This window comes from Sphingomonas sp., from assembly GCF_031426035.1.
In the GTDB taxonomy this organism is placed as follows: Bacteria; Pseudomonadota; Alphaproteobacteria; order Sphingomonadales; family Sphingomonadaceae; genus Sphingomicrobium.
In genome coordinates, this window is the sequence record NZ_JANPKO010000036.1 from 18,354 (window position 1) to 41,266 (window position 22,913).

Annotated in this window: 21 protein-coding genes; 14 read left to right on the forward strand and 7 right to left on the reverse strand. The window is 69.0% G+C overall.

Going from position 1 to position 22,913, the window contains the following annotated elements:
• Nucleotides 1–4: 4 nt before the first annotated feature.
• Nucleotides 5–1,330, forward strand: a complete 1,326-nt coding sequence (locus tag RMP08_RS02235; protein ID WP_310467342.1) for a cyclopropane-fatty-acyl-phospholipid synthase family protein — start codon at nt 5–7, stop codon at nt 1,328–1,330.
• On the opposite strand, the gene RMP08_RS02240 is transcribed toward RMP08_RS02235, so the two are convergent.
• Both RMP08_RS02240 and purF read right to left on the reverse strand, forming a co-directional pair.
• Nucleotides 1,327–2,043 (reverse strand): SDR family NAD(P)-dependent oxidoreductase, encoded by a 717-nt coding sequence (locus tag RMP08_RS02240; RefSeq protein ID WP_310467343.1) that lies wholly within the window; start codon nt 2,041–2,043, stop codon nt 1,327–1,329. The genes RMP08_RS02235 and RMP08_RS02240 overlap by 4 nt on opposite strands.
• Nucleotides 2,044–2,055: 12 nt before the next feature.
• A complete protein-coding gene (gene purF / locus RMP08_RS02245; protein ID WP_310467344.1) occupies nt 2,056–3,504 on the reverse strand; it encodes an amidophosphoribosyltransferase in 1,449 nt (482 codons plus the stop codon).
• 88 nt (nt 3,505–3,592) lie between these two features.
• Here purF and RMP08_RS02250 point away from each other — a divergent pair, with 88 nt between their 5' ends.
• Genes RMP08_RS02250 through RMP08_RS02260 form a run of 3 tightly spaced genes read left to right on the forward strand, consistent with a single transcriptional unit; the run spans nt 3,593 to nt 6,220 of the window.
• On the forward strand, nt 3,593–4,003 hold the full coding sequence (locus tag RMP08_RS02250; RefSeq protein WP_310467345.1) for a hypothetical protein: 411 nt from the start codon (nt 3,593–3,595) through the stop codon (nt 4,001–4,003).
• Between the two features lie 31 nt (nt 4,004–4,034).
• On the forward strand, nt 4,035–4,424 hold the full coding sequence (locus RMP08_RS02255) for a MerR family DNA-binding transcriptional regulator (protein ID WP_310467346.1): 390 nt from the start codon (nt 4,035–4,037) through the stop codon (nt 4,422–4,424).
• Entirely contained in the window at nt 4,424–6,220 is a 1,797-nt protein-coding gene (locus RMP08_RS02260) for an acyl-CoA dehydrogenase C-terminal domain-containing protein (RefSeq protein WP_310467347.1), read from the forward strand. The genes RMP08_RS02255 and RMP08_RS02260 overlap by 1 nt, the downstream gene beginning before the upstream one ends.
• Here RMP08_RS02260 and RMP08_RS02265 read toward each other — a convergent pair.
• From RMP08_RS02265 to RMP08_RS02275, 3 genes are all read right to left on the reverse strand, one after another.
• Nucleotides 6,217–8,907 (reverse strand): EAL domain-containing protein, encoded by a 2,691-nt coding sequence (locus RMP08_RS02265; protein ID WP_310467348.1) that lies wholly within the window; start codon nt 8,905–8,907, stop codon nt 6,217–6,219. The genes RMP08_RS02260 and RMP08_RS02265 overlap by 4 nt on opposite strands.
• A 103-nt stretch (nt 8,908–9,010) precedes the next feature.
• Complete coding sequence (gene cysK, locus RMP08_RS02270; RefSeq protein ID WP_310467349.1) at nt 9,011–9,937, reverse strand: cysteine synthase A; 927 nt, start codon at nt 9,935–9,937, stop codon at nt 9,011–9,013.
• Nucleotides 9,934–11,208, reverse strand: coding sequence for an MFS transporter (locus tag RMP08_RS02275; RefSeq protein ID WP_310467350.1), 1,275 nt, complete (start codon nt 11,206–11,208; stop codon nt 9,934–9,936). The genes cysK and RMP08_RS02275 overlap by 4 nt, the downstream gene beginning before the upstream one ends.
• Nucleotides 11,209–11,299: 91 nt before the next feature.
• On the opposite strand from RMP08_RS02275, the gene radA reads away from it, so the two are divergent.
• The 5 genes from radA to RMP08_RS02300 all read left to right on the forward strand — a co-directional run bounded on the left by radA (nt 11,300) and on the right by RMP08_RS02300 (nt 16,926).
• Nucleotides 11,300–12,667 carry a DNA repair protein RadA gene (radA, locus tag RMP08_RS02280; RefSeq protein WP_310467351.1) on the forward strand — a complete coding sequence of 456 codons (1,368 nt, stop codon included), beginning with the start codon at nt 11,300–11,302 and terminating at the stop codon, nt 12,665–12,667.
• A gap of 170 nt (nt 12,668–12,837) precedes the next feature.
• Nucleotides 12,838–13,347, forward strand: a complete 510-nt coding sequence (locus tag RMP08_RS02285) for a CvpA family protein (protein ID WP_310467352.1) — start codon at nt 12,838–12,840, stop codon at nt 13,345–13,347.
• A complete protein-coding gene (gene cysS, locus RMP08_RS02290; protein WP_310467353.1) occupies nt 13,344–14,717 on the forward strand; it encodes a cysteine--tRNA ligase in 1,374 nt (457 codons plus the stop codon). The genes RMP08_RS02285 and cysS overlap by 4 nt, the downstream gene beginning before the upstream one ends.
• Complete coding sequence (locus RMP08_RS02295) at nt 14,714–15,139, forward strand: iron-sulfur cluster assembly scaffold protein (protein WP_310467354.1); 426 nt, start codon at nt 14,714–14,716, stop codon at nt 15,137–15,139. The genes cysS and RMP08_RS02295 overlap by 4 nt, the downstream gene beginning before the upstream one ends.
• 35 nt (nt 15,140–15,174) lie before the next feature.
• Nucleotides 15,175–16,926, forward strand: coding sequence for a monovalent cation:proton antiporter-2 (CPA2) family protein (locus tag RMP08_RS02300; RefSeq protein ID WP_310467361.1), 1,752 nt, complete (start codon nt 15,175–15,177; stop codon nt 16,924–16,926).
• Here RMP08_RS02300 and RMP08_RS02305 read toward each other — a convergent pair.
• Both RMP08_RS02305 and RMP08_RS02310 read right to left on the reverse strand, forming a co-directional pair.
• Nucleotides 16,923–17,993 (reverse strand): 3-dehydroquinate synthase family protein, encoded by a 1,071-nt coding sequence (locus RMP08_RS02305; RefSeq protein WP_310467355.1) that lies wholly within the window; start codon nt 17,991–17,993, stop codon nt 16,923–16,925. The genes RMP08_RS02300 and RMP08_RS02305 overlap by 4 nt on opposite strands.
• Complete coding sequence (locus tag RMP08_RS02310) at nt 17,990–18,532, reverse strand: shikimate kinase (protein ID WP_310467356.1); 543 nt, start codon at nt 18,530–18,532, stop codon at nt 17,990–17,992. The genes RMP08_RS02305 and RMP08_RS02310 overlap by 4 nt, the downstream gene beginning before the upstream one ends.
• 196 nt (nt 18,533–18,728) lie before the next feature.
• On the opposite strand from RMP08_RS02310, the gene RMP08_RS02315 reads away from it, so the two are divergent.
• The 5 genes from RMP08_RS02315 to RMP08_RS02335 all read left to right on the forward strand — a co-directional run.
• Nucleotides 18,729–20,510 (forward strand): hypothetical protein, encoded by a 1,782-nt coding sequence (locus tag RMP08_RS02315; RefSeq protein WP_310467357.1) that lies wholly within the window; start codon nt 18,729–18,731, stop codon nt 20,508–20,510.
• Nucleotides 20,507–21,394 (forward strand): tyrosine recombinase, encoded by an 888-nt coding sequence (locus RMP08_RS02320; RefSeq protein ID WP_310467358.1) that lies wholly within the window; start codon nt 20,507–20,509, stop codon nt 21,392–21,394. The genes RMP08_RS02315 and RMP08_RS02320 overlap by 4 nt, the downstream gene beginning before the upstream one ends.
• Nucleotides 21,395–21,427: 33 nt before the next feature.
• Complete coding sequence (locus tag RMP08_RS02325) at nt 21,428–22,369, forward strand: acetyl-CoA carboxylase carboxyltransferase subunit alpha (RefSeq protein ID WP_310467359.1); 942 nt, start codon at nt 21,428–21,430, stop codon at nt 22,367–22,369.
• A gap of 92 nt (nt 22,370–22,461) precedes the next feature.
• The gene (locus RMP08_RS02330; protein ID WP_310467360.1) at nt 22,462–22,779 is read left to right on the forward strand and encodes a hypothetical protein; all 318 of its coding nucleotides are present in this window, start codon (nt 22,462–22,464) and stop codon (nt 22,777–22,779) included.
• An 8-nt stretch (nt 22,780–22,787) separates the two neighbouring features.
• On the forward strand, nt 22,788–22,913 hold a 126-nt coding region (locus tag RMP08_RS02335), incomplete at its 3' end, for a M48 family metalloprotease (RefSeq protein WP_310467362.1).

Here is a 22,913-nt window from a genome sequence, read left to right on the forward strand (position 1 = left end):
TCCGATGGCAAGCCGCGGCCGCCACCTCGTCCGTGCCGACCGCGGCTTTGCGACCGGCGGCGGCCTGCTTGCCCGATTGAGCGCCCCGGCATTTTCGCGCGTGCTCGACCAGCTCGACGCGCGCCTCGCCACCGGCGGCATCGACGCCACCTTGCCCGACGGCAGCCCCCGCCGCCTTGGTTTCCGCGCGCCCGGCCCGGAACCGATCGTGCACCTCCACAGCTGGATGGCGCTGGTGCGGCTGGCGACCTCGGGCTCGGTCGGCTGGTACAAGGCGTGGGAATTGGGCGAGTGGGCGTCGCCCGACCCGGTGGTGCTGTTCGAGCTGTTCATGGCCAATGCGGTGGCGCTCGGCGACACCGCGCGGGCCAAGGGCGTGTTCCGCTGGGTCAACCGCGCCGCCCACGCCCTGCGCGACAACGCCCCGGGCAAGGCGCGCGAAAACGTCGCCGCGCACTACGACCTCGGCAACGATTTCTACGCCGCCTGGCTCGACGACACGATGACCTACTCCGCGGCGCGCTTTGCTTCCCCCCTCCCGCCCGCGGGAGGGGTCGGGGGAGGGGATGTCGAGGACTCACAGGCCCTCCCCCCAACTCCCTCCCGCTGGCGGGAGGGGGAGCTGGAGGCCGCGCAGGCACACAAGATCGCGCTGCTGCTCGACCGCCTCGATCTCACACCCGGGGACCGCCTGCTCGAGATCGGCTGCGGCTGGGGCAGCCTCGCCATTGCCGCGGCGCAACGCGGCGCGTCGGTCGTCGGCCTGACCCTGTCCGCCGAGCAAAAAGACTGGGCCGACCGCAAGATCGCCGAAGCCGGTCTCGCCGACCGCATCGAGGTCCGCCTCCAAGACTATCGCGAGGTGCGCGAGCGCTTCGACGCGGTCGCCTCGGTCGAGATGGTCGAGGCGGTCGGGATGCGCTGGTGGGGCGCCTACCTTGATTGCATCGCCGGCAACCTCAAACCCGGCGGCCGCGCGGCGCTGCAGTTCATCAGCATCGCGTCGCCCCTGTTCGAGCGCTACGCCAGCTCGGCCGATTTTATCCAAACCTACATTTTCCCCGGCGGCATGCTGCTTGACGAACCGCGCTTCGAGGCATTGGCCCGGCAGCGCGGCCTGTCGTGGCACGACCGCGATGGTTTCGCGCTCGACTATGCGGAGACGCTCAGGCACTGGCGCGAGCGCTTCGACGCCGCGGTCGCGCGCGGCGCGCTGGCCGAGTTCGACGACCGCTTCCACCGCTTGTGGCGCTATTATCTGATGTACTGCGAAGGCGGCTTTCGCGGCGGCGGCATCGACGTCGCGCAAGTGACGCTGACGAAAGGCTAAGCGTCGATCCTGACCCGTTCGCCGGTCGGGGCATCCCCGAGCAACCGCTCCATGATCGCCGCAGCCACCACCTCCGGCGCCTTGACGCTGTCCGGCTCCTCGCCGGGGAATGCCAGCTGGCGCATCCGCGTGCGGGTCGCTCCGGGGTCGACGACGTGGACGCGCACCCGGCCGCTGTGCGCGGTTTCGTCGGCGTAGGCGATGAGCAGCGCCTCGAGCGCCGCCTTGGATGAGCCGTAAGCGCCCCAGAAGGCGCGCGGCTCGCGTCCCACCGAAGAAGTCAGCCCGACCACCTCGGCCCGCTCGGCGCGGCGCAGCATCGGGTCGAACGCCGCGATCAGCGCCTGGTTGGCGAGCACGTTGGTGGTCAGCACGCGGCCATATTCCTTGGCGTCGATATGCTCGACCGGGGTCAGCGAGCCGAGCATCGCGGCATTGAGCACGAGCAGGTCGAGCGCGGTCCAGCGCTCGCCGATCGCCGCCGCCAACTTGGCCACCGAATCGGCGTCGGTGAGATCGAGCGGGGCGATCGTCGCGCTGCCGCCGGCATCGTGGATACGGTCCTCGACCGCTTCCAGCGCGCTCGCCGTTCGCGCCACCAGCACAACATGCGCGCCGGCGCTGGCCAGCACCTCAGCGGTGGCGGCGCCGATCCCGCGGCTGGCACCGGTGACAAGCGCGAGCTTGCCGGCGAAAGGCTTCTGGTCGGTCATGCGGACTCTGGGTTAGCGGCTGGCGACCAGCGACAAAGGCGCGCCGCCGCTCTGGTCTTCGAGGTCGGTCAGGCTGGTCGGGTAATCGCCGGTGAAGCAGGCGTCGCAGCGCTGCGGCGCGGTGGCATCGCGCTGGTCGCCGAGTGCCCGGTACAGCCCGTCGATCGAGATGAAGGCTAGGCTGTCGGCGTTGATGTAATCGGCCATCTGCTCGATCCCCATCTGCGCGGCGAGCAATTTGGCGCGCTCGGGGGTGTCGACGCCGTAGAAGCAGCTGTGGCGGGTCGGCGGCGAGGCGATCCGCAAATGGACTTCCTTGGCCCCCGCATCGCGCATCATCTGGACGATTTTGACCGAGGTCGTGCCGCGCACGATCGAATCGTCGATCAGCACGATGCGCTTGCCGTGGACCAGCGCCGAATTGGCGTTGTGCTTTAATTTGACGCCGAGGTGCCGGACTTCCTGGCTGGGCTGGATGAAAGTGCGCCCGACATAGTGCGAGCGGATGATCCCGAGCTCGAACGGGATCCCGCTGGCTTGGCTGAAGCCGATCGCCGCCGGCACGCCGCTGTCGGGCACGGGAACGACATAATCGGCCTCGACCGGCGCCTCGCGCGACAGCTCGGCGCCGATGTTCTTCCTGACTTCGTAGACCGACTTGCCCTCGGCAACAGAGTCCGGACGCGAGAAATAGACATGTTCGAACACGCACGGGCGCGGCGCAGCGGGCGCGAAGGGGCGGTACGAGCGGATTCCGGCATTGTTGACCAGCACCAGCTCGCCCGGCTCGACATCGCGCAAATAGGTCGCGCCGATGATGTCGAGCGCGACGGTCTCGGACGCGAAGATGGTCGCCTCGCCGAGCTTGCCCATCACCAGCGGGCGGATGCCGAGCGGGTCGCGGCAGGCGACCAGCCCTTCCTCCGTCAGCACCAGCAGCGAATACGCGCCCTCGACCTGCTTGAGCGCGTCGGTCAGGCGGTCGAGCGGCGCGGTCAGGCTCGAGGTTGCGACGAGGTGGATGATCACCTCGGTGTCGCTGGTCGACTGGAAAATCGAGCCGCGGCGGTTGAGCGTGCGGCGCACTTTCATCGCGTTGGAAAGGTTGCCGTTGTGGGCGACCGCGAAACCGCCGTCGTTCAATTCGGCATAGAGCGGCTGGACGTTGCGCAGCGCGGTCTCGCCGGTGGTCGAGTAGCGGACATGGCCGATGCCCGTGCGACCGGCCAGTTTGCGGATGATGTCCTCGCGGTCGAAGCCGCCGGCGACATGGCCCATCGCGCGGTGGGAATGGAAGTGCGCGCCGTCATAAGTGGTGATGCCGGCCGCTTCCTGGCCGCGGTGCTGCAGCGCATGGAGCCCGAGTGCGACGAAGCTGGCGGCGTTGTCGGCACCCCAGATGCCGAAAATCCCGCATTCCTCGCGCAACTTGTCGTCGTCGAACGGATTGGTCGTCAGCAAAGTTCGGCCCTCGCGCTGATGCTGGTGGGCATATAGGGATGTCGGTGCGCTTTGTCGCCACCCGCGTGAACTGAAGGTTTCTCCAGTGATGCATAAAGTCCGCATATTCGGCGTATTTTTGCTGTTTTCGGCTGGCGCTTGCTCAAGCGAGCCGGAGGACGTCGCGCAAACCTGGCGCGACGGCCGGGATGGCCTGTGTCTGGTGGGCGAGGCGGGAGCGTTGCGGGCCGGGCTGATTGCCTACGGCGCGGGCGACGCGAACTGCAGCCTGGCCGGCAAGGCAGATCGGGCAGGGGACAAATTGACCATTACCCCGCAAGGCGACACGAACTGCCGGGTCGAGGTCGCGATCACGGGCGAACAGGCACGCCTCGGACCGTTGTCCGAAGCCTGCTCTTACTATTGCGGGCCGGGCGCCAATTTCTCCAACCGCGTATTGCAGCCAGCGGCGGACACCCCCGCCAAAATCACCGACCTGGCGGGCGATTCGTTGTGTTGACGCTTACGGAAACGTAAAGCATAGGGCGGCGATGGATTCGGAACGGCGGAAGTTCTCGATCGGCGAGATGTGCGAGGCGTTCGGCGTCACCGCGCGCGCCCTGCGCTTCTACGAGGACGAGCAATTGATCGCGCCCGAGCGGCGCGGCACCGCGCGGCTCTATTCGGAGCGCGACCGCGCACGCCTGACCTGGATTCTTCGCGGCAAGCGGGTCGGCTTCAGCTTGAACGACATTCGCGAGATGCTCGACCTTTACGATGTCGGGGACCAGCGCGCGACTCAGCGCCGGGTAACCATCGAGCGCTGCAACGACCGCATCGCCGCCATGCGCCGCCAGCGCGTCGATATCGACGCCACCATCCACGATCTCGAAAATTTCGTCGCCCAGCTCGGTGGCGATCTCCAGGAAGGACCCGACTGATGCCGATTTACGCCGCACCCGTCCGCGAGACGCGCTTCATCCTCGACCATGTGCTCGACATCGGCCGCTATTCCAACCTGCCCGGATTCGCGTCCGCCACGCCCGACCTGATCGAGGCAATTCTCGAGGAAGGCGGCCGCTTCGCCTCCGAGGTGCTCGCCCCGCTCAACCGCAGCGGCGACGAGGAAGGCTGCACCCGCCACGCCGACGGCTCGGTGACCACTCCGACCGGCTTCAAGGACGCCTATCGGCAGTTCTGCGAAGGCGGATGGCCGACGCTGTCGGCGCCCGAGGAATATGGCGGGCAGGGGCTGCCGCAGGTTCTGGCCACCGCGATCAGCGAATATGTGCTGTCGGCCAACCACAGCTTCGAGATGTATCACGGCCTCACCGCCGGCGCGGTTGCGGCGCTGGTGATCAAGGGCAGCGACGAGCAGAAGGCGACCTATTTGCCCAACATGGTGTCGGGCAAATGGACCGGCACGATGAACCTCACCGAGCCGCATTGCGGCACCGACCTCGGCCTATTGAAGACCCGCGCCGAGCCGCAGCCCGACGGCAGCTACCAGCTGACCGGGACCAAGATCTTCATTTCCTCAGGCGAGCACGACCTCGCCGAGAACATCGTTCATATGGTGCTCGCAAAGATCACCGGCGCCCCCGACAATGTGAAGGGCATCTCGCTGTTCGTGGTGCCCAAGTTCCTGGTCAACGCCGACGGCTCGCTCGGCGATCGCAATGCGGTCAGCTGCGGCGCGATCGAGAAGAAGATGGGCATCCACGGCAATTCGACCTGCGTGATGAATTACGACGGCGCCACCGGCTGGCTGGTCGGCGAGGCGGAAAAGGGCCTCGCGGCGATGTTCATCATGATGAACGCCGCCCGCCTCGGCGTCGGGTTGCAGGGCCTGGCGCAAGGCGAGGTCGCCTACCAGAACGCCGTCGCCTACGCCCGCGATCGCCGCCAGGGTCGTGCGCTCAAGCCTGACGCGCGCGATCCCAACGCCCGCGCCGACACCCTGTTCGTCCATCCCGACGTGCGGCGCATGCTGATGGAGGCGCGTGCCTTCAACCAGGCCGCCCGCGCGCTGATCTTGTGGGGCGCCCTGCAGGTCGACTTGTCGCGCCGCGCCCAAAGCGAGGAGGAGCGCCAGCTCGCCGACGACCTGGTCTCGCTGCTGACCCCGGTGATCAAAGGCTACCTCACCGACCGCGGCTTCGAGGTGACGGTCGACGCCCAACAAATCTTCGGCGGCCACGGCTACATCCGTGAGCACGGCATGGACCAGTTCGTCCGCGATGCCCGCATCGCCCAAATCTACGAGGGTACCAATGGCGTCCAGGCGATGGACCTGGTCGGGCGCAAGCTGGGCAAGGACGGCGGGCGCGCGGTGCGCAGCTTGTTCACTGCGATCGCGACCGACATCGCCGACGCCAAATCGGCCGGCGACCCGGGCGGCGTCGCGGCGGTGCTCGAGCCCGCGCTCGGCGAATTGCAGGCGGCGACTATGTGGCTCGCGCAAAACGGCATGGCCGATCCCGACAATGCCGGGGCCGGCGCTTATTCCTACATGGATCTGATGGGCCTGGTCGTGCTCGGCTGGATGTGGCTCAAGATGGCCGTGCTAGCCGACCGGCTGAAAGACGAGCCGGGCGAAGATCGCTCCTTTCATGACGCCAAGCTGGTCACCGCGCGCTTCTATGCCGAGCGTGAGCTGGTTGGCGCCAATGCCCTCAGGCGCAAGGTCGAGGCGGGCGCCGAGAGCATGATGGCGCTGCCCGCGGAAGCTTTTTAGCCAGCCTCCCGCTGGTCCAAATAATAAGGGCGCATCATCATCGCGTCGTTGCGCTTTTGCTTCTTGGGCGCGAGCCGCGAGAGCGGGAAGAATTCGGTGAACTGGAGCCCGAAGCGGTCTTTGTGCGCCCACCGCACGGTGCCGACGACCGGCCCCACCCCAACGATATCAAGGGTGATCTGGGTGTCGGGCGACACTGGGCGGGTGCACTCGACCAGCGCGCCCATTGCCGAAATATTGCGCAGTTTGACCTCGCGCGTCTCACCCTCGATCAATGCGATCGCCCGGCGCATCAACCGGTGGCGCGCCTCGCGCACGCACTGGAAGCCATTGGGATCGACGGTCGCCTCGTGGATCATGGCGCGCGCCGCTTCACCGTCCACCGCGCGGCCGAAGATGTAGCCCTGGATCTGGCTGCAGCCGAGTTCGCGCACCAGGTGAAGGTCGTCGTGGGTCTCCACGCCCTCGGCCGTGGTGTCCATTTTCAGGCTGTCGGCGAGGGTGACGATGGCGCGAATGATGGCGCTGTTGCGGCTGGTCACCGAAGCGGCGCCGCGGACGAAGCTTTGGTCGATCTTAATCTTGTCGAACGGCGCTTTCTTGAGATAGCCGAGCGATGAATATCCGGTGCCGAAATCATCGAGCGCGAGACGCACCCCGATTTCCTTGAGCCGGCTGAACGTCTCGTCGGTGGCGTCGCCCTCGGCGAGGAACACACCCTCGGTGATCTCGAGCTCGAGCCGCTCGGCGCGCACGCCGTTTTTCTTCAGTAGCTCCGCGACGGTGTTGGCGATTGTTGGGTCGTTGAACTGGATCGGCGACAGGTTGACCGCGATGCGCACGGTGTCCGGCCATTGCGCGGCTTCGGCCAGCGCCGTGTCCAGCACCCAGCTGCCGATGCGACCGATCATTCCGCATTCCTCGGCGAGCGGGATGAACAGCGCCGGCGAAATCGATCCGCGCACCGGGTGATTCCAGCGCACCAAGGCCTCGAAGCCCGACAATTCTTCCCCGGCAGCAAGCACGATGGGCTGGTAAGCGACATGCAGTTCGCCGCGGTCGATCGCTTGCCTCAAGTCGTTTTCGAGCACCGAGCGATCGCTTGCCTCGCTGTGCATCGCGGCTTCGTAGAAGCAATGTTTGCCGCGCCCCGCCGCCTTGGCCGCGTACAGCGCCAGGTCCGAATTGCGCACCAGCGAGTCGGCGCAGCTGCGCCCGGGGTCCCCGATGGCGATGCCGACCGAGGCGCCGATGCTGACCCGGTGGCCCTCGATCGTATATGGCCGCGAGACCTGTTCGATCAGCGTCCGCGCCAGCGATTCGAGCATTCCGACGTCGACGTTGCCGGGCAGCACCGCCATGAACTCGTCTCCGCCCAGCCGGCCGACCTGGCCGTGGTCGCCCATCACGGATTTCAGCCGCTCCGCAACCTGCCGCAGCAACGCATCGCCGACCGGGTGCCCATGGGTATCGTTGACGTTCTTGAAGCGGTCGAGATCGATCAGGAACAGAGCGCAGCCCTTTTGCCGCCGAGCGGCGTTGCGCAGCGCCTCATCGAGCGTCTTTCGCATCAGCGCGCGATTCGGCAGCCCGGTCAGCGAATCGAACCGCGCCAGGCGCGAGATTTCCTGCTCGGAGCGGCGCTGCTCGGTGAGGTCGGTGCCGATCCCCCGGAAGCCGAGAAAGCGCCCGCGCTCGTCGAACACCGGATTGCCCGACAGCGACCAGTGGATGTCGCGGTCCGACGCCGCGCGCACCACCACATCGGCAAACGGGAAGCGCGCCGACAAGTGAAAACCCAGGGTCTTGTGCTGTTCGACCGCCCGCTCGGCTTCGGTTTCGACCGACAGCAAGTCGGTGAATTGCCGGCCGAGCAGCGCCTTGGGGTCGCATTCGAAATCGTCCGCCAATTGCTGTGAGACGTAGGACAATGTGCCCTCGGCGTTGGTTTCCCAAAACCAGCCGCGTCCGCTGTTTTCGAATTCATCGACGAACGTGAGCGCCTTGCGCGCTTCGGCGTCGAGATTCTGTCGCTGGCGCCCGGCGGCGATCATCGTTCGCGCACCGGCGATGCTGTAGGCAAGGGTCATCAGCGACAGCAGCGCGGCGCCCGCCGCGGCGACTGGCGACTGGGCCATGGCCATCGCGCCGATCGCGATCATCACGAGGTTGACCGCGGACAATGGCGGCGAGGTGACGGCGACCAACGCAGCGATCATCACTCCGCCGCCAAGCACCAGGATCGGCATTGAGGGATGCCCCGCATGGGATTGCGCGGCCATTGCCGAGCCGGCGAAGATCCACAGCGTTCCGGCCATCGCAAAATAGAGGCAAAGGGCCTGGACCACGTGGTGAGGCCGGAGCCCGAGACCGTCGCGGCAGCGGATTCCGACCATGGCCGCGACATCGAGCAGCAGCAGCCCGCTGAGCGGCACCAGCGGGTTGGAGAAGGCAAGCGTGGTGGCACTGTCGCGATGGAAGACCAGGGACGCGATCCATGCCACCAGATGCGTGAAGCCGAGCAGCACGGCACAATGGTCGAGCGCGGCGACCCGGGTCGCTGACAAAGCGTCGTCGCCGGGGCTGTCCGCCGAGCGGATATCGAACCACAGCGCTTCGCTAATCGAGGCCCGGTCGGGGGCCTCGTTGCTGCTTCCTACGGCGCGTGCGAAACGTGATCTGCGCATACGGCGTTGTCGACCCCTCGCCGCGGGGCTGTCCACGGGGGTACGAGCGTTAGTCCGCGCGGGTTAACACTGGGGTCAAGATAAACAGTTAGCAGCCCGTTAGTTAGGCCTGGTCAGGGAGGAAATCAGGCACCGACAGGTAACGCTCGCCGGTATCATAGTTAAAGCCGAGGATACGCGGACGCTGGCCCAGCTCGGGCAATTTCTGCTCGATCGCAGCCAGCGTCGCACCCGACGAGATGCCGACCAGCACGCCTTCCTCGCGCGCCGCCCGCCGCGCCATCTCCTTGGCGTCCTCGGGCGCGACCTGGATCACCCCGTCGAGCAGCGAAACATCGAGGTTGGCGGGGATGAAGCCGGCGCCGATGCCCTGGATCGGGTGCGGCGCGGGCTCGCCGCCGCTGATTACCGGCGACAGGGTCGGCTCGACCGCGAACACCTTGAGCCCCGGCCAGGCCTTCTTGAGCACCTGCGCGCAGGCGGTGATGTGGCCGCCCGTACCGACCCCGGTAATCAGCGCGTCGAACGGCTCGTCGCGGAAGTCGGCGAGGATCTCCTGCGCGGTGGTGCGCACGTGGATGTCGATATTGGCCTGGTTGTCGAACTGCTGCGGCATCCACGCGCCCGGCGTCTCCGCCAGAATCTCCTCGGCGCGGGCGATAGCGCCCTTCATGCCTTTCTCGCGCGGGGTGAGGTCGAAGGTGGCGCCGAAGGTCAGCATCAGCCGCCGCCGCTCGAGGCTCATGCTCTCGGGCATCACCAGCACCAGTTTATAGCCCTTGACCGCGGCGACCATCGCCAGCCCGATCCCGGTGTTGCCGCTGGTCGGCTCGACGATCGTCCCGCCGGGCTTCAATTTGCCCGACTTTTCGGCGTCCTCGATCATCGACAGCGCGATGCGGTCCTTGATCGACGCGCCTGGGTTCGACCGCTCGGACTTGATCCACACCTCGGCGCGGTCGCCGAACAGGCGGTTGACGCGGATATGCGGGGTGTTGCCGATCGTCTCGAGGATCGTGGTTGCTTTCATGGCGCGCTCTCCTGCCGGGCGGACTGCGGTAAATCGGGTGGTTCGAAGCGTCTTGCAAGCCTGAGCTCGGGGAATCGCCACGCCCACAGCCCGACCACCAGGATCGCGCCGATGCCGCCACCGACCACCGCCACCACTGGCCCGACCAACGCGGCGAGGAAGCCACTCTCGGCCTCGCCCAATTCGTTCGATGCGGAAATGAACAGCGTCGACACCGCGCCGACCCGCCCGCGCATCGCATCGGGGGTGTAGATCTGGATCAGCGACTGGCGGACGTAAACCGACAGCATGTCCGCCGCGCCGAGCAGGAACAGGCAGGCGAGGCTCAGCGGCATCGAGCGCGAGAAGCCGAACACGACGGTCGCCGCACCGAACACCGCGACCGCGACCAGCATCTTGACCCCGACATTGTTCTTGAGCGGCCGGAACGCGAACCACGCCGCGGTCAGCGTCGCGCCGACCGCTGGCGCGGCGCGCAGGTGGCCGAGGCCTTCGGGGCCGGTGTGGAGGATATCGCGGGCGAAGATCGGCAGCATCGCGGTCGCCCCGCCGAGCAGCACCGCGAACAGGTCGAGGCTGATCGCGCCGAGCACCAGCCGGTTGCGGCGGACATAGCGCAGCCCGTTGCGCACCTCGGCCCACGGATTGCCTTCGAGCTTCGCCGCCGGCCGCTCGACCGGGCCGATGGTGAACAGGCCGATCAGCGCGACAGCGAACAGGACGGCGCTCGCCTCGTACGGCGCGGCGGGGGTCCAGGCATACAGATATCCACCGACCGCCGGCCCGACCACGGTGCCCGCCTGCCACGCGATCGACGACAAGGCGATCGCGTTGGGGAGGATTTTGGGCGGCACCAGGTTGGGCGCCAGCGCTCCGAGCGCGGGACCGGCAAATGCCCGCGCCACCCCGAGCAAGGCTGCGATGCCATACAGCCAATAGAGGCTCATCGCGTCGGCCCAGGTGACGATCGCGAGGGTTGCGGCGCAGGCCAGTTCCAGCGCGACCGCGGCCCGCGCGATGTAGCGGCGGTCGACGCGGTCGGCGGCCCAACCGGCGACCAGGCTGAGCGCGAACAGGGGCACGAACTGGACCACGCCGATGAAGCCGAGGCGCAACGCGGCGGCCGGAATATCCATCGTCTGGCGCGCGATGTCGTAGACCTGCCAGCCGATCACGATCACCATCGCCATCTGCGCGATGGTCGCCGCCAGCCGCGCCAGCCAGTAAGCGCGAAAGGCCGGTATTCGCAGCGGTTCGGGCAGCATGCGCATCGTTCGCGGCCTAGCGACGGAGCGCGGGGGCAACAAGACACCGACGCGCGCCCGTTGCGCTTGGCTCCGCAGGCTTTAGACCGGGGGAGCCATGGCCAAGCCCAAATCCCGATATGTGTGCCAGGCGTGCGGGTCGGTCAGCAGCCGCTGGCAGGGGCAGTGCGGCGATTGCTCGGAATGGAACACGCTAGTCCAGGAGGGCGCGGCGGTCTCCAGCATCTTCGCCGCCAAGCATAACCTTCAGGGCGGCGGGCGGAGCATTGCGCTGGTCGGGCTCGACAGCCCTGCGGCGCTGCCCGAGCGGCTGCCGAGCGGGATCGCCGAGTTCGACCGCGCGATCGGCGGCGGGATCGTGCGCGGCTCGGCGATGCTGGTCGGCGGCGACCCCGGGATCGGCAAGTCGACCCTGCTGCTCCAGGTCGGCGCGCATCTCGCCTCGGCCGGCCACCCAGTGGTGTATGTGTCGGGCGAGGAATCGGCCGAGCAGGTGCGGCTGCGCGCGGTCCGCCTCGGGCTCGGGCAAGCGCCGGTCCAGCTCGCCGCGGCGACCTCGGTGCGCGATATTTTGACCACGATGGGGGAGGGCGAGCCGCCGGCGCTGCTGGTGATCGATTCGATCCAGACCATGCACTCCGACCTGATCGAGGGCGCGCCGGGGACGGTCAGCCAGGTGCGCGCGTCGGCGCAGGAATTGGTGCGCTTCGCCAAGGAACGCGGCAGCGCGGTGGTGCTGGTCGGCCATGTCACCAAGGACGGCAGCATCGCCGGCCCGCGCGTGCTCGAGCATATGGTCGACACGGTATTGAGCTTCGAGGGCGAGCGCAGCCACCAGTACCGCATCCTCCGCGCGATGAAGAACCGCTTCGGCGGGACCGACGAGATCGGGGTGTTCGCGATGGAGGGCGCGGGGTTGAGCGAAGTGCCCAACCCGTCGGCGCTGTTCCTGACCCAGCGCGGCGAGGCGGTGAGCGGCACCGCGGTGTTCCCCGCGCTCGAGGGCAGCCGCCCGGTGCTGGTCGAAATCCAGGCGCTGGTGGTGCGGCTGGCGAGCGGGGCTACCCCGCGCCGCGCCGCCGTCGGGTGGGATGCGGGGCGGCTGGCGATGGTGCTGGCGGTGCTCGAGGCGCGCTGCGGGCTGAGCTTCGCCACCGCCGAAGTCTATCTCAATGTCGCCGGGGGGTACCGGCTGACAGACCCTGGAGCCGACCTCGCGGTCGCCGCGGCCTTGGTCTCGGCGCTGTCCGAGCGACCGGTGCCGGGCGATTGCGTGGTGCTCGGCGAGGTCGCTTTGTCGGGCGAGGTGCGTCCGGTGGCGCATGCCGGGTTGCGGCTCAAGGAAGCGGCCAAGCTGGGGTTCGAGACGGCGTGGGTGCCGGCTGGGGTCAAGGGCGTGGAAGGCATCGCGCTCGCCGAGTTCGGCAATTTGCGCCGCCTCGTCGAGCAGATCATGGGGCGGTGATTCCGCCCCGCGATTTCGCGGGGAGGGGGACCATCTGCCGAAGAGCAGATGGTGGAGGGGTTCGGGTGCGCCTGAACCCCTCCACCAGCTACGCTGGTCCCCCTCCCCGGCAAATGCCGGGGAGGAATTGGGGGTAGCGTCTCGAGCTCTGCCGCTATAGCCGAACTCTCATGTCCGCGCTCGATATCTTCGTCATCCTGCTGCTCGGCGGCGGCGCGCTGATCGGGTTCGTGCGCGGGTTCGTGCATGAGGTGCTGTCGCTGTTCGCGTGGATCGTCGCGATCGCCGTGCTCAAGCTGTTCCACACCCCGGTCACCGCCGGGCTGGCACCCAGCGTCGGCACCGATGCCGGCGCGGCCGTGGTCGCCTTCGCGCTGCTGTTCCTGCCCAGCTTCCTGCTCGTCAAGCTGCTCGCCCGCTCGCTGGGCGGCAAGTCGCGGCGCTCGGTGCTGGGGCCGATCGACCGCGTGCTGGGCAGCGGGTTCGGGATGCTCAAGGGACTGCTCGGCGCGACCCTCTTTTTCCTGTTGGCCAACCTCGCCACCGACTTGCTCTACGGCCCGCAGGCCGACCGGCCCGACTGGATGGCCAATTCGCGCACGTTTCCGCTGCTCAACGCCAGCGGCCGCGCGATCGTCGACTGGGTCGAGGCGCGCCGCTCGGCGCAGGAAATGCTGTGATCCGGCTCCACGACACGCTGGCGCGCAAGAAGCGCGCATTCGAGCCGGCCGACCCGCAGCGGATCACGATGTATGTGTGCGGGCCGACGGTCTACGGCCGCGCCCACATCGGCAATGCCCGGCCGGCGGTGGTGTTCGACACGCTGGCGCGGCACATTCGGCACACCTTTGGGGCCGGCAGCCTGACCTATGCCCGCAATGTCACCGACGTCGACGACAAGATCATCGCGTCGGCCGCGGCGGAGGGGGTCGACCCGGCGGTGATCACCGCGCGCTACGAGCAATTTTACCTCGACGACATGCGCGCGCTGGGGGTGGCCGACCCCGACATCGCGCCCCACGCGACGGCCGAGATCGCGCCGATGATCGCGATGATCGCGGCGCTTATCGAGCGCGGCAACGCCTACGCCGCCGAGGGCCACGTGCTGTTCAACGTGCCGTCGGACCCCGATTATGGCGCGCTCAGCCGCCGCGACCGCGAGGCGATGCTGGCGGGGGCGCGGGTCGAGGTCGCGCCGTACAAGCGCGACCCGGCCGATTTAGTGGTGTGGAAGCCGAGTAGCGAAGGCGTGATCGGGTGGGAGTCGCCGTGGGGGCGCGGGCGGCCGGGCTGGCACATCGAATGCTCGGCGATGATCCGCGCGCATCTGGGCGAGACGATCGACATCCACGGCGGCGGGCTCGACCTGATTTTTCCGCATCACGAGAACGAGCTGGCGCAGAGCCGCTGCGCGCATGGCGGCGCCCCGCTGGCGCGCTATTGGGTGCACAACGGGTTCGTCGACATGGGCGCGGAGAAAATGTCCAAGTCGCTCGGCAATGTGGTGACGGTCGACCAGTTGCTGGCGGCGGGGCACCACGGCGAGACGCTGCGGCTGGCCCTGCTCTCGGCGCATTACCGCCAGCCGCTGGCGTGGACCGAGAGCCTGATCGCGCAGAGCAAGGCGACGCTCGACCGCTGGTACCGGGTGCTCGGCGATGTCGAGCCCAACCAGAGCGACATCGCGCCGTTCGTCGAGGCGCTCAACGACGATTTGAACACCCCCAAGGCGATCGCCGTGCTCAACGAATTTCTGACCTCGGCGCAGGGGCCCCTGAGCGAAGATTACAAGTTTTTCCAAGGCGGGCGCGAGGACATGCTGCAATCGAGCCTGCGCGCGGCGCGGATGCTCGGGCTGGTCAATTTGAGCCGCGACGAATGGTTCCAGGGGGCCGGAGACAACGCGGAGATCGACAGCCGCATCGCGGCGCGCGCGGCGGCCAAGGCGAGCCGCGATTTCGCCACCGCCGACCGCATCCGCGACGAGCTCGCGGGCGAGGGGATCCTGCTCGAGGACGGGCCCGACGGGACGATCTGGAGGCGGGGATGAATGCGCCGCTGTATACGGTCGAAATCCTGAGATTGGCGGCGTCGTTGCCCGCTCCAGTCACGTTGGGACGGATCGATGGCATGGCCGACCGGCGCTCGCCGACCTGCGGTAGCAAAGTTCACACCGACGTAGCGCTGGACCGAGAAGGGCGCGTTGCGGGGTTGTCGCAGGCCGTGACGGCGTGCGCGTTCGGGCAGGCTTCGGCCAGCCTGGTGGCGGCGTCGGCGGTTGGGCGGAGCGCCGAGGAGGTGGCGCAAGCCGTTGAGTCCTTGCGGAATTGGCTGAGCGGCGACCACGATGATCCGGGGACGTGGCCGGGGCTTTCGGCGCTGTCCGCGGCGCGGTCGCGGATTGGTCGCCACGGGGCAATTGTTCTGCCGTTCGAAACTTTGCTTGACGCGATCAAGGCCGCGCGGCGGTGAACGACACCGCCGAAGCCCTCACCGGCAGCGTGCTGATGGACGGCGCGGTGATGCTCGGCGCCGCGCTGATCTTCGTCACTCTGTTCCGCCGCCTCGGGCTCGGCGCGACACTCGGCTACATCGTCGGCGGGGCGATCATCGGCCCGCAATTTCTCGGCCTCGTGCGCGACCCCGAATCGGTGATGCGGGTGTCGGAGATCGGCATCGCGTTCCTGCTGTTCCTGGTCGGGCTCGAGCTTCACCCGAGCCGGCTGTGGCGGCTGCGCAAGGATATCTTCGGGCTCGGCCTGATCCAGGTGCTGCTGTGCGGCGCCGCGCTTGCCGCGCTGATGCGCTTCGGGCTGGGGTTCAGCCCCGAGGCGTCGCTCGCGCTGGGGATGCCGCTGGCGCTGTCGTCGACCGCGCAGGTGCTGCCGATGCTGCGCTCGTCGGGCGAGCTCAGCCATCCGCGCGGCGAGCGGGCATTCTCGGTGCTGCTGTTCCAGGACCTGTCGATCGTGCCGATGATCACCATCATCGCCGCGATGTCGCGCGCTCCGGCCGATCCGTCGGCCCCGCCCGGGTGGCTGCTGGTGCTGTACACCGCAGGCGCGATCGTCGGGCTGGTGCTCGCCGGGCGGTTCCTGATCAACCCGCTGTTCCGCCTCGTCGGACGGCTTGGCGAGCGCGAATTGTTCGTCGTCGCCGGGCTGTTCGCGGTGATCGCCAGCGCGTCCTTGATGCACTCGCTGCATCTGTCGACCGCGCTGGGTGCGTTCATCGCCGGGGTGGTGCTCGCCGAATCGCCGTACCGCCACGAGCTCGAGAGCGACGTCGATCCGTTCCGCTCGCTGCTGCTCGGCATGTTCTTCCTGTCGGTCGGGATGCTGCTCGATTTCGGGGTGGTCGCCGCGCAGCCGTGGCTGGTGGTCGGGCTGGCGGTGGCGATCATCGCGATCAAGGCACTGGTGATCGCCGCCATCGCGCGACTATTCGGGATGCCCGCGGGGCGCGCGATCTGGCTCGGGCTGCTGCTCAGCCAGGCCGGCGAGTTCGGCTTCGTCTTGTTCGGCCAGGCCGCGGCGGCGCAATTGATCACGGCGGGAACGGCGTCGCTGATGGCGGCGGTGGTGACGCTGTCGATGGTCTCGACCCCGTTCCTGATGCGCCTCACCGAATGGGTGCTGGAGCGCATCCCCGAGCCCGACGCCGCGCTCGAGGGGCCTGAATTCTCGCCCGAAACCAACGCCATCGTGGTCGGCTACGGGCGCTTCGGGCAGACCGTCGCGCAGATGCTGATGGCCAAGCGCATCCCGGTGACGCTGATCGACAGCAAGCCGTCGCAGATCGAACTGAGCGAGGAATTCGGGACCAAGGTCTATTACGGCGACGGCACCCGCATCGACCTGCTGCGCACGGCGGGCGCGGAGACCGCCGAGGCGATCTTGTTTTGCCAGGACGGGCAAGGGCCGGGCCGCGCCACGCTCGAGCCGATCCTCGAGGCGTTTCCCCACGCGCGCGTGCTGGTCCGCGCCTACGACCGCCGCCAGGTGATCGAGCTCGACGGGCTCGACCTCGAGTTCGTCCAGCGCGAACTGTTCGAAAGCGCGGTGCGGATGGGGCGCAAGGCGTTGCTCAGCGTCGGCGTCGCGATCCGCGAGGTCGACCGCGTCGAGGCCGAGTATCGCGCGCGCGATTGCGAGCGGCTCGAGCTGCAGGCCGCGACCGGCGATCTCCACGCCGCGTCGGAGCGGATGTTCGCGGTCGGCCGCGCGCTGCCCGACGAAGCGCCGGCCGAAAGGGACTAAGCGGTCCGGCCGAGGAAGGCCGCGAGCTGGTCGGCGGTGACGTCGCGGCTGACGAACGCCTGGCCGATCCCGCGCGCGAGAATCAGCACCGGGGCGCCGGCCCCGGCTTTCTTGTCGGCGAGCATCAGCGGCAGCAGGCCCGGGCCAGCGACCGCGAAATCGGCGAGGCGGGTCGGCAGCCCGGCAGCGACGAAGTGCGCGCGCACCCGCTGCGCATCGCCGGCGGAGCACAGCCCGAGCTCGGCCGACAGCTCGAACGCCAGCACCAGCCCGATCGCGACCGCTTCACCGTGGAGCACCACGCCGAGCCCCGCCGCGGCCTCGATCGCGTGGGCGAAGGTGTGGCCGAAGTTGAGCAAGGCGCGCCGCCCGGTCCGGTCGTGAAGGTCGCGGCTGACCGCGGCTGCCTTGGCATGGAGGCAGTAGTCGACGGCATAGCTGCGCGCCTGGTCGTCGCCCGCGAGCAGATCCCCACCATGCGCCTCGCACCAGGCGAAGAATTCGGCGTCGCCGATCAGCCCGTATTTGACCACCTCGGCATAGCCGGCGCGCAATTGCCGCGGGTCGAGCGTGGCGAGCAAGCCGATGTCGGCGACGACCAGCGCGGGGGGATGAAAGGTGCCCATCAAATTCTTGTGGCCGAAGGCGTCAATCGCGGTCTTCCCGCCGACCGCGCTGTCGACCTGCGCGAGCAAGGTGGTGGGGATGTGGACGACCGGGCAGCCGCGCTTGAACAGCGACGCCGCCAGCCCGGCGAGGTCGCCGACCGAGCCGCCGCCAAACGCGATGACCGGGGTGTCGCGGGTGACGCCGAGCGCGTGAAAGCGCTCAAGCAGCGCGTGAAGCGTGTCCCACGTCTTGGCCGCTTCGCCGGCGGGGACAAACAGTGGCTCGACCTCGGCCAACGCCGCAATCCTGGCGCCGTGCAGCGCCCACACCTGTTCATCGGTGACCAGCGGCAGTCGCCTTCCGTCGGACAGCCCGGCCAGTTCGGCGCCGGCCTCGGCGAGCGCGCCGACCAGCACCGGATGCTCCCAGCCCTCGCCCTCGACGGAAAAACGCGTCACGCCGCGCCCAGATAATCTTCGAGCGCGGCGACGATCGCCTCGACCACGTCGCCGTGCGCGCCTTCGCCGCTTTTCACATGGATATGCGCCTCGGCGTAGGTCGGTCGGCGCTCGTCGGATAGCCGCTTGAGCGTTTCGGCGCGGTCGCCGGTGCGCAGCAGCGGCCGCGTGTCGCGGCGCCCGGTGCGGTCGGCAAGCACCTCGACCGGGGCATCGAGCCACACCGTGATCGCGCGCTCGTTGAGCAATTCGCGCGTGCTGGGGTCGACGAACGCGCCGCCGCCGGTGGCGATCACCCGCACCTCGCCCTCGACCAGCCGCGCCACCAGCCGCCGCTCGCCGTCGCGGAAATCCTCCTCGCCGAAGCGCTCGAACACTTCGGCGGCGGTGAACCCGGCGGCATCCTCGATCGCCACGTCGCTGTCGACGAACGGTAATTGCAGGCGCTTGGCCAGGCGCCGCCCGACAGTCGACTTGCCGGCGCCCATCAGGCCCACCAGCACCACCGGACGGTCGAGACGCTCGCTCAGCTTTTCCACGGTCGGGGGCTATACAGCGGGCATGATGGTCGGGCAAAAGGCCGCCGTTCCCGGGTCACCATGTACGGATTGCCGATGCCGCGTGCCACGCTTCTCCTTATCCTCTTCGTGCTTCTCCTCGCTGGCGGGCTGATCTTCCTGTCGACCAGCGTCGAGCCCGTCCCGACGCGGACCATCGAGCAAGACGTCACCACCAGTGCCGAACCGCGCTAAGCGTTTCCTGATTGCGTCGGCCGCGCTGGCGCTGGCGCTGCCCGCGTTGGCGCAGGACCGGCCGGAGCCGGTGGCGGCGCAGAACAGCGTGGCGCCGTCGCCGCAGCCTTCGCCCGGCGCGAGCCCGGCCGCGACGACTCCCCCCCGCACCGCGCGCGACCCCGGTGGCGGCGAAGGCGGGTTCGAGCTGGTCGATATTTCCGAGCTGTCGCTCGAGCCCCCGCCGCCGCCGGTCGAATTGCCCGACCATGCCCGGCGCGACCCAATGGTGGCCGGTACCCTCGATCCGGCCGAGCTCGGGCTTGGCGCCAACCCGTGGGGGGACGCCAGCGGGGCCTTCCTGTCGACCCTGATGCGGCGGATGGAGACGCCGATCGCATCGCGCTGGGCGCATATGGCGCTGCGCAATGCGGTGCTCGCCGCCGCGCGCGCGCCGCGCCACGTCAATCCCGTCGACTGGACCGCCGAGCGCGCCTGGCTGCTGCTGCGGCTGGGCGAGGCGGACGCGGCGCGGATGCTGGTGGCGGGGGTCGATGTCGATGAGTTCACGCCCAAAATGTTCCAGGTCGCGGTGCAGAGCGCGCTGGCCAATGCCGATCCGCCCGGGTTGTGCCCGCTCGAGGACGGCATTCGCGACGTCGAGCGGCGCGTCATGCCACTGGTCGAGGCGATGTGCGCGGCGCTCGCCGGGGAGCCCGAATCGGCCGCGGCGCAGATCGAATCGGCGCGCCGCCGCGGGCTCGCCAGCGGGATCGACCTGGTGCTCGCGCAGAAGGTGGTCGGGGCGGGCGCCGACACCGGCAGCGCGGCGACCGTCGAGTGGGAGCCGGTGCGGCAATTGAACAGCTGGCGCTTCGGGCTCGCCACCGCGACCGGGATGACGCTGCCTGAAAACCTGGTCCGCCAGGCGCCGCTGCGGCTGCGCGCGTGGCAGGCGCGGGCGCCTTTGCTGTCGCCCGAGGCGCGGCTTGCATCGGCGCGGCTGGCGACCGGGCTCGGGGTGTTCTCGTCGCAGTCGCTGATCGACCTCTATTCCCAGATTTACGACCGCACCGACCCCGACGATCTGAGCGAGAGCGATGCGTGGCAGTTGCGCATGGCGTTCGTCGGCAAGGACCGCGCTGCGCGGCTCGCCGCCATGCGGCGCCTGTGGGACAAGGCCGGCGACGACCGGCTCGAGCGCGAGGCGTCGCGCGCGTTGCTCGGCAGGGCGGCGGCGCGCATCGCGCCCGACCCCGAATTGCAGTCCGACGCGCCGCAGCTGATCGCCTCGATGCTCGCCGCGGGCTACGACCGCGAGGCCGCGCGCTGGGCGGGGGCGGTGCGGCGCATGGACGACGAGTTCGCCGACCGCTGCTGGGCGATGCTGGCCTTGGCCGCGCCCAATCCCGCCGCGCTCGACATCGGCTATGGGCGGGTCAATTCGTTCATCAGCCGCGACAAGAGCCCGGGGCGCAAGCGCGGGGCGCTGCTGGTCGCGGCGCTGGCGGGGAGCGGGCGGCTCGATGCGCGCAGCGCGGCGCGGCTCAACAATCGCCACGGGCTGCGGCTCGAGCGCGCGTCGCGGTGGACGCGGATGATCGACGGGGCGGCGGCGCGCGGGCAGGGCGGCAGCGCGCTGGTGATGGCGGGCACCGGGCTGCAGGGGGCGAGCTTCGAGGATCTGCCGCCGGCGCATCTGTTTCACGCGGTGGCGGCGCTGCGCCGGACGCGGCAGGATTTCATTGCCAGGATGATCGCCGCCGAGGCGCTCGCGCGGACGTGACGCCCGACGACCGGGCCCTGGTCGATCGCTTCCTCGACATGCTCGCCGCCGAGGCCGGGGCCTCGCCCCACACGCTGAGCGCTTATCGCGCGGATCTGGCTCGCGCGGCTGAGGATTTGGGGGGAGAGGTCGCCGGCGCGACCACCGCGGGCCTGTCGCGGCTGGGTGAAAAATGGGCGCATCTCGCCCGCGCCACCGTGGCCCGGCGGTCGGCCGCGCTGCGGCGGTTTTATGGGTTCCTGATCGACGAGGGGCTGCGGGCGGACGACCCGTCGGCGGCGCTGCCGCGCCCGACCCTCGAGCGCCCGCTGCCGCGCATCCTCGATGAGGCCGACGTCGCGCGGCTGTTCGAAGCCGCCGAGGACAAGGCCGCGTCGGGCGAGCCGCGCGCGCTGCGCAACCTCGCATTGCTCGAATTGCTTTACGGGTCGGGGCTGCGCGCGACCGAGCTGGTCAGCCTGCCGCGCGCCGCGGTACGCGCCGACCAGCCGTTCCTGATCCTGCGCGGCAAGGGCAACAAGGACCGCATGGTGCCGGTCTCGACCCGCGCCCACGCCGCGGTCGCGCGTTACCGCGACGAGGCGGTTCCGCCGGGGCTGTGGCTGTTCCCGAGCGGCAAGGCGCATCTGAGCCGGGTGCGGCTGTTTCAGATCGTGCGGGCGATCGCCGCCGACGCCGGAATCGCGCCCGACCGCATCAGCCCGCACGTCCTGCGCCACGCCTTCGCCACGCATCTGCTGTCGGGCGGCGCCGACCTGCGCGTGTTGCAGACCTTGCTCGGCCACGCCGACATCGCGACGACCCAGATCTACACCCATGTCGACAGCGCGCGGCTGGTCGAGCTGGTCAACGCCCGCCACCCGCTGGCGACGCGCATTCGTTGACGCGCCAGCGGGCTGGCCCTACCTCGCGCCGCGATGCTGACCTTCCTCGACTTCGAAAAACCGATTGCCGACCTTGAAACGCGCGTGGCCGAGCTGCGCGAGACCGCGAGCGCGGGGTCGATCGACCTCGAGGCCGAGATCGGGCGGCTCGAGGCGAAGTCGGGCAAATTGCTGCGCGACACCTACGCCAAATTGACCCCGTGGCAGAAGTCGCAGGTCGCGCGGCATCCCGAGCGGCCCCACCTCAACGACTATATCGCCGGGCTGACCGACGATTTCCTGCCGCTCGCCGGCGACCGCGCGTTTGCCGACGACCCGGCGATCATCGGCGGGCTGGCGCGAATCGGCGACGAGAAAGTGGTGCTGATCGGCCATGAGAAGGGCGACGACACCGCATCGCGGCTCAAGCATAATTTCGGCATGGCCAAGCCCGAGGGCTATCGCAAGGCGGTGCGGCTGATGATGCTCGCCGACCGCTTCGGGCTCGCCGTGGTGACTTTGGTCGACACCCCGGGCGCGTTTCCCGGGGTCGAGGCGGAGGAGCGCGGCCAGGCCGAGGCGATCGCCCGCTCGACCGCCGAATGCCTTGGCCTGAAGGTGCCGATGATCGCGGTGATCGTCGGCGAGGGCGGGTCGGGCGGGGCGGTCGCGATCGCCGCCGCCAACCGCGTTTTGATGTTCGAGCATGCGGTTTACTCGGTGATTTCGCCCGAGGGCTGCGCGTCGATCCTGTGGCGCACCGCGGACAAGGCGCCCGACGCCGCCGAGGCGATGAAGATCACCGCCCAGGACCTCCAGGCGCTTGGCGTGATCGACCGCATCGTCCCCGAGCCGCTCGGCGGCGCCCACCGCCAACCCGCCGCGGCGATCGCCACGCTCAAGAATTTCATCCTCGAGGAATTGGAGGGGCTGGGCGAATTGAAGGGCGCCGATTTGCTCGCCCAGCGCCGCGCCAAGTATCTCGCGATCGCCTGAGCCGCGCGGCGCGGCAGGAACCGCGCGCAGTCATCTCTCGTTCAAGGCCGCGACCTATCACGGCTTTTTTGCGAAGAACGAGAGAGATTTCCATGCGCACTTCGATCCTCCTGCTGAGCGCCGTCGCGGTTGCCGTGGCCCCGGCCGCCGCCGATGCCCAGCGCTCGGCGCGCACGCTCAACCAGCGCTATGTCGCCGAGGCGCAGAAGCAGCACCCGCAACTGGTCGCCGAGTTCGGCGGCGCCGAGACCGGCGCGCGCGGCGCCTATGCCGAGGCCGTCGGCCGCCGCGTCGCGGTCCATTCGGGGACTTCCAATTACGCCCAGGCCTATCGCTTCACCGTGCTCAACTCGGCGGTCGAGAACGCCTTCGCGGTGCCCGGCGGCTACGTCTACATCACCCGCAGCTGATGGCGCTGATGGACAATGAGGCCGAGCTCGCCTTCGCGCTCGGCCATGAGGTCGGCCATATCGCCGCCAACCACGCCCAGGCGCGCCAGTCGACCACCACCCGCAACAGCATTTTGGGCGTGCTCGGCGCGGTG

Bases quoted from the DNA above. Each gene is read 5' to 3' on its own strand.
- RMP08_RS02260 (WP_310467347.1), top strand. From the start codon at position 4,424: ATGCCGATTTACGCCGCACCCGTCCGCGAGACGCGCTTCATCCTCGAC.
- cysK (WP_310467349.1), bottom strand. From the start codon at position 9,937: ATGAAAGCAACCACGATCCTCGAGACGATCGGCAACACCCCGCATATC.
- RMP08_RS02285 (WP_310467352.1), top strand. From the start codon at position 12,838: ATGTCCGCGCTCGATATCTTCGTCATCCTGCTGCTCGGCGGCGGCGCG.
- RMP08_RS02330 (WP_310467360.1), top strand. From the start codon at position 22,462: ATGCGCACTTCGATCCTCCTGCTGAGCGCCGTCGCGGTTGCCGTGGCC.
- RMP08_RS02275 (WP_310467350.1), bottom strand. From the start codon at position 11,208: ATGCGCATGCTGCCCGAACCGCTGCGAATACCGGCCTTTCGCGCTTAC.
- RMP08_RS02265 (WP_310467348.1), bottom strand. From the start codon at position 8,907: ATGCGCAGATCACGTTTCGCACGCGCCGTAGGAAGCAGCAACGAGGCC.
- RMP08_RS02255 (WP_310467346.1), top strand. From the start codon at position 4,035: ATGGATTCGGAACGGCGGAAGTTCTCGATCGGCGAGATGTGCGAGGCG.
- RMP08_RS02300 (WP_310467361.1), top strand. From the start codon at position 15,175: ATGGACGGCGCGGTGATGCTCGGCGCCGCGCTGATCTTCGTCACTCTG.
- RMP08_RS02250 (WP_310467345.1), top strand. From the start codon at position 3,593: ATGCATAAAGTCCGCATATTCGGCGTATTTTTGCTGTTTTCGGCTGGC.
- RMP08_RS02295 (WP_310467354.1), top strand. From the start codon at position 14,714: ATGAATGCGCCGCTGTATACGGTCGAAATCCTGAGATTGGCGGCGTCG.
- RMP08_RS02325 (WP_310467359.1), top strand. From the start codon at position 21,428: ATGCTGACCTTCCTCGACTTCGAAAAACCGATTGCCGACCTTGAAACG.
- RMP08_RS02240 (WP_310467343.1), bottom strand. From the start codon at position 2,043: ATGACCGACCAGAAGCCTTTCGCCGGCAAGCTCGCGCTTGTCACCGGT.
- RMP08_RS02235 (WP_310467342.1), top strand. From the start codon at position 5: ATGGCAAGCCGCGGCCGCCACCTCGTCCGTGCCGACCGCGGCTTTGCG.
- radA (WP_310467351.1), top strand. From the start codon at position 11,300: ATGGCCAAGCCCAAATCCCGATATGTGTGCCAGGCGTGCGGGTCGGTC.